The organism is Sphingomonas sp. STIS6.2 (genome assembly GCF_000732685.2).
GTDB lineage: Bacteria > Pseudomonadota > Alphaproteobacteria > Sphingomonadales > Sphingomonadaceae > Sphingomonas > Sphingomonas aerolata.
The window spans coordinates 23109-31954 of record NZ_JPDP02000046.1; the positions used below are offsets into that span (position 1 = coordinate 23109).

Annotated in this window: 6 protein-coding genes; 1 reads left to right on the forward strand and 5 read right to left on the reverse strand. The window is 66.0% G+C overall.

The window, feature by feature from the left end:
• The first annotated feature begins 16 nt into the window (after positions 1–16).
• Positions 17–1033, forward strand: coding sequence for a cupin-like domain-containing protein (locus sphst_RS09590; RefSeq protein ID WP_051916261.1), 1017 nt, complete (start codon positions 17–19; stop codon positions 1031–1033).
• 46 nt (positions 1034–1079) lie between these two features.
• On the opposite strand, the gene sphst_RS09595 is transcribed toward sphst_RS09590, so the two are convergent.
• The 5 genes from sphst_RS09595 to sphst_RS09615 all read right to left on the reverse strand — a co-directional run.
• Positions 1080–2897, reverse strand: coding sequence for a glycoside hydrolase family 9 protein (locus sphst_RS09595; RefSeq protein ID WP_031393284.1), 1818 nt, complete (start codon positions 2895–2897; stop codon positions 1080–1082).
• On the reverse strand, positions 2894–5422 hold the full coding sequence (locus sphst_RS09600; protein WP_031393283.1) for a glycoside hydrolase family 3 protein: 2529 nt from the start codon (positions 5420–5422) through the stop codon (positions 2894–2896). The genes sphst_RS09595 and sphst_RS09600 overlap by 4 nt, the downstream gene beginning before the upstream one ends.
• 87 nt (positions 5423–5509) lie before the next feature.
• Positions 5510–6604, reverse strand: a complete 1095-nt coding sequence (locus sphst_RS09605) for an SGNH/GDSL hydrolase family protein (protein WP_107045456.1) — start codon at positions 6602–6604, stop codon at positions 5510–5512.
• On the reverse strand, positions 6601–7626 hold the full coding sequence (locus tag sphst_RS09610) for a glycosyl hydrolase (protein ID WP_234387547.1): 1026 nt from the start codon (positions 7624–7626) through the stop codon (positions 6601–6603). Before sphst_RS09610 ends, sphst_RS09605 begins: the two co-directional genes overlap by 4 nt.
• The coding region (locus tag sphst_RS09615) for a glycoside hydrolase 5 family protein (RefSeq protein ID WP_107045457.1) at positions 7626–8846 on the reverse strand (1221 nt) is incomplete at its 5' end. The genes sphst_RS09615 and sphst_RS09610, both read right to left, overlap by 1 nt.

Here is an 8846-nt window from a genome sequence, read left to right on the forward strand (position 1 = left end):
GGATTACACACATACAATGAGTGAAATCACTGGCCTTCCGGTGGCCGAAACCGGCCCGGTCGACGCGGTGCGGTTCGAAGTCGAGATCGCGCATAGCTATCACCCCGTCGTGATGCGCGGTTTGGCGGCGGACTGGCCGGCGGTGCGTGCGGCACGGATTTCCGATCGCGCAATTGGCGATCATATTATCAAGTTCGATGGTGGACGCTCGGCGGACGTTATGGTCGCGCAGGACGAGGTGCGGGGGCGGTTCTTCTACAACGACGACCTTAGCGGCTTCAACTTCGAGCGCGCCAAGGCACCGATCCCTACACTGGTCGAGCAGCTCATCGCGCTACAGGGCGTACCGGGCGCGCCCGCCATCTACGCCGGCGCCGCCGCAGCGGGAGAGTTCCTCCCTGGCTGGGCGGAAGCGAACGTCCTGCCGCTGCCGACGCCCAATGCAGTGCCGCGCGTCTGGATCGGCAACGAGAGCCGCGTTTCGACGCATTACGACGTATCGAGCAACGTCGCGGTTGTGGTGGCGGGCAGGCGGCGGTTCTGTCTATTTCCCCCCGAGCAGGGGCCGAACCTGTATGTCGGCCCGCTCGACGTGACGCTTGCTGGCCAGCCGGTGAGCCTGGTCGATCTCGAATCGCCTGATCTGCAGCGTTACCCCCGCTTCGCCCAAGCGCGCCCGCACATGCAAATGACTGTGCTTGAGCCCGGCGATGCGATCTTTATTCCGTCGATGTGGTGGCATGACGTTAAGGCGCTCGGGCGGTTTAACGTGCTGGTCAATTACTGGTGGGGACAGCCAGGCGCGCCGTCGCCGTTTCCTGCGCTGATCCATGGCATTCTGGCGATCCGCGACTTGCCGGCGGGCGAGCGCGAGGCGGTGCGCGGTTGGTTCGATCACTATGTGTTCGGCGACAACGCGCAGAATGCGGCCGCACATCTGCCCGAGGCGGTACGCGGCGTGCTGGGGAGCCCATCGCAGGAACGGACTGACGTGATCCGCGCTTATCTTGCGCGGACGCTGGAACGGCTTTAGCTCAATTCAACCACCCTTTCGCCGGCGGGGAAGGATCGGAGCAAATCTAGCGGCCCCGGGTCGCATCGAGAAACGCGCCGGTCCAGACGAGCGGGGCGTTCCAGTTGATTGCGACCTCGTTGACGGTGAACGCGCGGTAATCGTCGATCCAGCAGGTTTGTGGCGCGCATCCTTTCATCGGACCGGGTTCGTTCGCCGCCGCGGAGTTGGGGCCGCCCGACAGCACGCCGGTAGGGGGGGGCGGATAGCGCTTGTCAGCTGCGGCGGCCCAGAAGCGGTGGTGCGGGTGCTGCATCGGACGTGCGCCGATGCCGGCGACGTAGGACCGGTCGAGCGGATTGCGGCCGAGGATGTAGTCGAGGCTTGCCACGACCGCATTGCGGTACGCGGGCTTGCGATTGATCTGCCATGCGACGCCGAGGACGATTGCGCGGTTGAGGATCGAACTGCTCGAGCCCCAGGGGTAGTTGGTGCCGCCAAAGGGTATGGCGTAGCCGCTGCGCTTGCCTTCGGCGACGAAGCCGTCTGCGAGCGCGGTGATCCGGTTGCGGAGTGTGGCGCGATCATCGGCCGGGAGGTCGCCGGTGGCCGTCGCCAGCGTCAGCGCGCCTGCCAGCCTTAGCGAGCCCCAGCCGATATCCGTGCCAGGGTAGGCGAAGATCCCGTCCTTGCGAAGGCGATCGAGGAACGTGGGTTCGCGAGTCGTGGCGTAGAGTTGCGCGGCAGCGAAGGTGAACTCGTCGCGGACATCCGGGTCGCCGTAACCGCCGCTGCCGGTGAAATCGGAGCTGGTGAGGAGGTTCGGATGGCGGAGCGCTGCGGCCCAGCCGCGGCGGGCTGCGGCGAGGCATTTGGTGGCGAAGGCTGGGTCGATCGTTTGCCAGATCCGTGCGCATTGCGCGGCGACGCCGACCATGTTCAGCGTTGCCGCGGTCGAGGGCGGGTACAGAAAGCGGGTCTGGCGGTCTTCGGCAGGCGCTGTCGGAAGCCCGGTCCAGTTCTCGTCGGCGATCTTGGTATGGACCAGGCCGCTCGCGTTGATCGTTTCGAACCGGGTGATGGTCTTGCCCGGGACACCGGCGTCGGGCGCAACGGCCAGCTTCGTGCCTTCGGGTATCTGCATTGAGAGCAGGAACGCGACCTCGACACGCGCTTCGTCGAGCAGGTCGTTTTTGCCGTTGGCGCGTTCGGGCAGCGCGAGGCGGCCATCGGCGAACGCGTTTGCGTCACCCAACGCGGGCAAGCGTTCGTAGAGGTCGAGCAACGTCCAAGCCGAGACGCCGCCATTGACGACGTATTTGCCGTGGTCGCCCGCATCGTACCAGCCGCCGGTCGCGTCGATCCTGTAGCTGCAACCCGGCCATTTGGCGCCCTTCTGGTCAATGCCGGCGAAGCAGGTGGCGATGTCGGGGGCGTGGCCAGCGGGGCGGGCGAGATCCTTACGTTCGACGAAGGCGGGCAGGATCGGCACACCGCTTCGCTGCTGGTAGAAAAACGCCATCGCCGCCGTCGCCACGCGCTGGAATGGACGGTCGGCGATCGCGAAGGGGTGACTGGCGTCGCTGCCGACACGCAGGCGATAGCCGGTGCCGGGAGTCTGGAACGTGCCGAAGTCGATCCGGTGGACGCTTTCGCCCGAGGCTGCATCGGGACCGACCGGTGTCGTCTGTCCCGACGCAACGGTCTTGCCGTGCGCATCGGTAAGCGTCCACGCGAGCGGCTTGCCCTGCGTTGATGGCAGGACGCCGATCTTCGGACCGCGCGTCTCGAACCCGGCCTGGTCGATCCGGATCAGGGCAGGCGGAGCTTGCGTGGCGGCCGTCGTCAGCAGGGCGGCGGCCGCACCGAGCAGAAGCCGGCTCAATCGCCGCACTTCGTCATCGGCACGGGTGCGGAGTCGATCTTCACGTCAGAGATCGACAGGCTGAGTTTGCCGTCGGTCGCGATCACGAACGGCGCAGTGACGTGCGCCATGTCGATGCCGCGCTTGGCGAAGCACTGTAGCGGGACAATGACCTGCTGCCAGTCGCCGGGCTTGCCCGCGGCAAGCGTCTTCGTGATCGGGACGGTGACTACCTTCCCATCGTTGCTGACCATGCCGAGCCCGACGGGTGCGCTGCCGGCGCGGTCGACGCGGACATCGACGACGAGGCTCAGTTCACCATTGCTCTCGCGTGTCAGATCAAGCGGACCGGACGCCTCGACCCGGGCGTCCGCGAGACCGCCGGTCCAGACCAACGCGCGCGCGTCTTCCTGGCGACGACGGTCGACGGCGGAGGCCGTGAGGCGCTTGGTTGCGGTGGTCGCGTTGACGCCAAGCAAGCGAACCTTCGACTGATCCTGCTCGACCAAGGTCAACGACCAGCCCTCAGGAACCCTGCCCTTGCCGAAGATCGTGCCGTTCGATGACGCGGCCATGCCGGCGGGGCGGGTTTCATCGAGCTTGGGGACAGTGCCGGGCTTGGCGTAGCTGAGGCCATAGCCGAACGCGAGCAACGGGTCGTAGTCAGGGTCGGAGCGGTTAAGCACATACTGGTCGGGGCGCTTGGGCCAAGAGAAGCTCAACTTGCCGCGGAAGTCGTGGGCGACGCTGCCGTCCTTCTTGCGCAACAGCACGTCGGCCACGCCGCCGCCTTCGCTACCCGGCAGGAACGCCGCGACGAACGCATCGGAGGCGTTGAGTTCAGCGTTCACCCAGAGCGGACGCCCCGACAGAAACACCGCAACGACGGGGACGCCCGCAGCCTTCAGTTTCCGCAAGAGCTCGAGGTCGGACTTGTCCTCGGCGCTGTATTCGAGGTTCGGACGGTCGCCCTTGAACTCGGCATAAGGCTGTTCGCCGAACACGACGATCGCCGCGTCGGGCTTCTTAGCGTAGCGGCCGTCCGCCGAGAGCGTCGCGGTCCCGCCCGCGGCCTTGACTGCGGTGCTGATCCCCGACCAGATCGACTGCGCGTTGGGGAAGTCGGCATTGGTGGTGCCGCCGCCCTGCCAAGTGAGCGACCAGCCGCCGGCCTGTTGCGGAACGTTGTCCGCACCGCCGCCAGCGACGAGGATGTTCGCCGAGGGCTTTAGCGGGAGCAGGCCACCCTCGTTCTTAAGCAGCACCAGCGATTCAGCGGCTGCCCGGCGCGCTATCGCGCGGTGATCTGCGGCACCGATGAGGTTCATCTTGCCGGCGAGCGCGCGCGACGACGGACGACCGCGATCGAACGTGCCAGCGCGGATCTTCACTCGGAGAATGCGACGGACCGCGTCGTCGAGACGGGCGGCGGGGATCTCTCCGGATTGTGCCTGCTTCAGCGTGTTGGCGTAGAGCGTCTTCCACCCGCTGCCCGAATACATGAACATGTCGAGCCCCGCATTGATCGCCGCAGCGCAGCTCTCGTTCGAGCAGCCATCAACCTGGCCGTGGCCGTTCCAGTCGCCGACCACGAAGCCGTCGAAGTGGAGGCGGTCCTTCAGTACGCCGGTCAGCAGGCTCTTGTTGCCGTGCATCTTGGCACCGTTCCAGCTGGAGAAGCTGGCCATCACCGACTGCGTGCCGGCTTCAATCGCGGCGGGATAGCCGCCGAGGTGGATGTCGCGCAGCGTGGTTTCGGGGATCAGCGCGTCACCCTGGTCGCGCCCGCCGGTGCCGCCGTCGCCGAGGAAGTGTTTCGTCGTCGCGATCACGCGATCGGGGGCAAGGAACTCCTTGGTGCCGACCTTGCCCTGGACGCCTTCGATCACCGCGCCGGCGTAATCCGCCTGGATCGTCGGTTCTTCGGAATAGCTCTCATACGTGCGGCCCCAGCGGTCGTCGCGGACTACCGCCAGAGTAGGCGCGAAGGTCCAGTCGATGCCGGCGGCGGCGGTCTCCATCGCGGTGACGTGGCCGATCTCGCGCATCAGGTCGCGGTCGCGCGCTGCACCGAGGCCGATATTGTGTGGGAAGAGCGTCGCGCCGGGTATGTTATTGTTACCGTGGACCGCGTCGGTGCCCCAGATCACCGGGATCGCGGGGCGGCCGTCGTTGCGCGCCATCGACGCGTCGTAGAAGTCGTCCGCGAGCTTAAGCCACTCGACCGGCGGCGCGAGGTCGTTGCCGTGCGGGCCGGCATTGCCGCCGTTGAGGATCGAGCCGAGCTTGTACGTGCGCAGGTCGGAAGGCTCGATACTGGCGATATCGACCTGGATCAGCTGGCCGATCTTGTCCTCCACGGACATGCGTTTCATGATCGCGTCGATCCGTGCCTCTACCTTGGAATCGCGCGAGGGCCGTGCGTTGGCGGTCGGCCAGATTTCGGGATGCGCTACGGGCGAGAGCCGTGCGGTCGGTGCGGCTACGGGCGTCGCCGCCGATTGCAGCAGAAGCGCGATCGTGAAGGTCGAAAAACTCGCAGACATCATACTTCCCCCGGTCGGTACGCGATCGTGATCCGTACCTTTGCCCCTCTGCTACCGGGTGCCGGCAACAATATGCAAATCATTTGCTTATTTGTGCGTCCAGATCTCCGGATGCGCGTCGATATAGGTCGATAACGCTGCGGAGATTCGGACATCGTCAGCCGTCGAGGGGTGCGCATGGCAACCGGTGAAGGCAAGCCCGGTGACGGGCACGAAAACGACGTCTCGCTGACCCTCGGCCTTGAGGCGTGCGGCGACCCTGCCGACCTCGGATGCGATCTCGCCGTCCGCCATGTCGGTCGCCCATAGGACGACGTGCGCATGTGGGTCGCGCGCGCGCAGGCGTTTGACGAAATCGACATAGTGCTGCTCGTAATCGGCATGCAGCGCATCGCGCGTCTTCCACGGTTCGCCGGGGTGGAGCGGCGTGGTGAAGTCGTTGGTGCCGAGCGCGATGACGAACAGGCGGGGGCGCCAGGCCGGGTCAGTGTAGCGGGTGGCCTTGTTGAACAGCGTGAAGGGATAGGCCACGGGTACGGTATCGGCAGCCATGCCGTCGTAATTGCGGACGATACCGCGGCCGGAGATCGCGTTGACCTGATAATCCGCGCCGTAGTGGCGCGCGGTCAGCGCGGGCATGGCCTGCGAAGAGTCGGTGGTGGCCCAGACTTCGTCCTGCGTGCAGTCGCGCTTGGTCGAGATGTTGCCGTAGCCGACGGTGTGGGAATCGCCGATGAACTCGATCTGGCGCGTGCGGGCGGGGGCGGGCAGGGCGCGTGTTTCGGCGCCGGCGTAGAAACCGCCAAAAACGGTCCGTGCAGCCTGGCTTTCGCTGGCGACGTCGACGCGGATGGTATGGCGGCCGTTTGCAAGACCGGCGACGCGGTAGAGACCGGACCTTGGCTTGACGAGTTTGGCGACGGGGGCACCATCGACGGAAACACGTAGGATAACGTTGCCCCAACCGATCTTCAGGAGAGCGCTCGGGCCGTAGAACGCCGCCTCGAAATACGTGCCCGGCCATTGGCGCGTATAGCCCTCCGCGGCCCGCTCGACGCGACCGCCAATGTGGACGGGGAGCACGGTGCCGGCTTTCTCGGTCGCCAGGGTCACCGTTGGCGGCGCGGCGATTGCCGACGTCGACAGCAAGGTCGCAGCGAACGAAACGAGGATCGTCTTCATACCTTCATCTTCGGCGATGCGGGCACCTTCAGTGATGCGGGGAGCTCGTCCTTGGTGACGTAGCGTTTCGATGCGAAGTCGCGGCGCAACTGATCGGGCATGTTCTGGTCGGCGCCCGTAAGCCAGCGGGTGTGCCAGGTCATGAACCAGAGCCAGTCTGCGTCCGGACTGAGCAATGTTGGGTCGGGGACGGGGCCGTTCTCGTGCAGGCAGACCGGTAGCGTATCGCCGACAATGGTCTTCACCTGCGCGAACATCGATGCGAGGTTGCCGTGGTCGTTCGCGTAGATATCCGCGCCGGCGACGTCGACCGTCGCACGGCCGGGATACCAGGCGGGATCGACGTTCTGTCCGGCCCAGCCGAGTACCCAGATCAGGTTGTCGAGGCGGTGAACGCGCGTGAACTGGTCGTACATCAGCGCCCAGAGCGCCTTGAACGCGTCGGGGCCGTGCTTGCCCCACCAGAACCAGTCACCGCTGAATTCGTGGAAAGGGCGCCACAGGACGGGGACGCCCCGGTCTTGCAGGACCTTCAGCAGGTGCGCCACCTCGGTCATGTCGCGCATCATCGCGACGTTCTGCGGCGTGCCTGGCTTTAGCGCGGCGGCGACGTCGAAATCCTTTTTCGAGTTCTCGTAGCCGGTGCCGATGTCGGGGGCGCCCCAGTGCCAGCACAGCGTGACGATACCGCCGGACCGCGCCCAGGCGGTTGCCCGGTCGTTCACCGCGTCGTTGTCGCGCGGGTCGATATAGTCGAGGCCGAGGATCGCGGGCAGCTTGCCGGTCACGCGCTGGAGATAGTCGAGTTCGCCGTTTGGGTTCGGCTGGGCGGAACCCTGTTCCTGCTGGCCGGTCAGCGTCTTCCTGCCGTACTGGCTGCACAGATAGGTGTAGAGTTTTCGCGCGGCCGGGGACGCGCTCGAGTTGCTGAGCGTATGGTTTGGGACCGCCGCCAAGGCCGGCACGCCGTGCAGCAGGCCCAGCGCGGCCGTCATCCCCAGCGTTTCGCGTCGGCTGAGCATCACAGTGCCGCCATCGCCGATGCGTGGGCGCGGATCACCGCTTGCGTCGAGGTGTCGCTGTCGAACACGCCGTACCAGCCCTGCGGTTCGTGCGGCGGATCGCCCATGTAGCTGAGGTCGCCGCGCTGGAACCGGTGATCGGCATGTGGCGTGCGCGCTTCGCCGTTCCACGCCCAGAAGTTCGAGCCTGCGAGCGGTCCGCCGGCCTTCGCGTTGGTTTCGATCGCGGTGTAGATCTGCCGGTAGAAGCGATCCTTGTAGACCGTCGCGATGGTCGGGTCATAGGCGGTCTTGCCATCGCGCGGGTAGCCGAACTCCTCGATCACCAGCGGCTTGCCGAGCGTGGTGGCGAGCCGGATATGCGCGTCGATATAGCCGGCGACCTTGGCTGCGCCCGCGTCGTAGGTGCCGGCGAGGTTGCCCGCGTCCATCCACGTCCAGTTGTTCGGCCAGATGTGCGTGGTGAGGTAATCGATCGACGTCGAGCGATGTGCGGCGAGCACGACGTCCTCGCGCTCGATCGAGCCCTTCAGGCCTTCGGAGCCGGTGGAGACGAGATGGTTCGGATCGAGCGTCTTGATGTAGCGCGCAGTCTCGTCGATCCAGCGATAGAAGGCGGGCAGATTGGGGACGGCGACCGCAGCCCCGCCGGCGGGACGCGGTTCGTTCGCGAGCTGCCACGCCATGATCGTTGGATCGGCGGCATAGGCCACGCCCGTCACGCTATTGGTGCGCGAGACGACCGCGCGAATATAGTCGCGGTACATCGCCTGCGCTTGGCCGTTGGTGTAGAACGCGGCGTTCCAGTCGGCGAACTCGGGCCACGGGTACGCGGGGTCGTTCATGTTGATGAACTTGCCGCCGTTGACCCACGACAGATACGTCATCATCCCGCCCGACCATTCCCAGAAGTTGGTAAGGTAGATGACGCCGGTCATGTCGCGCTTCGCCATCTCGGCGAGCGTCCAGTCGAGGCCCTTGAGCAGATCCTCGTTGTAGGTCGCGGTCTTGTCGCGGAAGCCGGGCGTGATCGAGTTCTTGAGCGGCGACAGTTCGGCCGAGCCGAGGATGCGCAGGTTGCGCACGCCGAGCGCCTTCAGCCGGTCGAGCTCGCGCCCGAGCCGCGTTCGGTTGCCATAGGCGGTGTCCGCGCCAAGCCATGCGCCGTACCAGATGTTCGCACCGGCATAGCGATACGGCCTGCCGTTGCGTTCGAAGCC

Coding starts and splice junctions, on each gene's coding strand:
- sphst_RS09610 (WP_234387547.1), bottom strand. CDS start 7,626: ATGCTCAGCCGACGCGAAACGCTGGGGATGACGGCCGCGCTGGGCCTG.
- sphst_RS09600 (WP_031393283.1), bottom strand. CDS start 5,422: ATGTCTGCGAGTTTTTCGACCTTCACGATCGCGCTTCTGCTGCAATCG.
- sphst_RS09590 (WP_051916261.1), top strand. CDS start 17: ATGAGTGAAATCACTGGCCTTCCGGTGGCCGAAACCGGCCCGGTCGAC.
- sphst_RS09605 (WP_107045456.1), bottom strand. CDS start 6,604: ATGAAGACGATCCTCGTTTCGTTCGCTGCGACCTTGCTGTCGACGTCG.